At 47.4% G+C, this 664-nt stretch carries 1 pseudogene; it reads right to left on the reverse strand.

The features are described from left to right. A pseudogene (locus R7R24_RS27470) lies at positions 1-644 on the reverse strand (phospholipase D-like domain-containing protein); the annotation flags it as partial. Between the last annotated feature and the right edge of the window lie 20 nt (positions 645-664).

A 664-nucleotide genomic window follows, 5' to 3' on the forward strand; every position in this document is an offset into this window, starting at 1 on the left:
TTTTCTTGCAAGTTCAGTTTGGTGACTTGTTTTTGAATCGCGGCATCGGAGACGCTTTGAGATTCTGGCGATATCCACTCCATCGGCACGGCGTGTACGCTGTTCCAATAAAGATCAAACTGATCCGCCGTTTGCTGCACGGCTTCCCCGTAGAGCAGTAAATCGAAGTCGCCGAACTCTACTTCTGATTCAAAAGAGAAATACTCGTTACCAATATTTCGTCCACCGACAATCGCAGAGCCACTGTCAGCAATCAGCGATTTATTGTGCATTCTGCGGTTCAGACGTTCGAAGTCACTGGTTAACGCAAAGATTCGTGCAGAGCGGTATTGATGAGGATTGAACAGGCGTATCTCAATATTGGGGTGCGCATTTAGAGCCGCCATGACGTTGTCGTTGCGTTTTTGCATGTCATCAAGCAGCAGTCGGATTCTGACGCCTCGTTTGGCTGCTTCGTACAAACGCCAAGTGATCAGCTGGCTGGTTTCGTCACCGCGATAAATATAGTACTGAAGATCCAAGCTTTTTTGTGCGGACTCGATGAGAGAAGTACGAGCAAGAAGGGCATCGTGTCCTTGGTTGAGCGGGTAAAAGCCAGTGATGGTTTTAGGATCTTCACCATAAGCTTCAAAGTAATGAGCCAGAACCTAATCTTGTTGATAGC

This window comes from Vibrio sp. 704 (assembly GCF_033339295.1).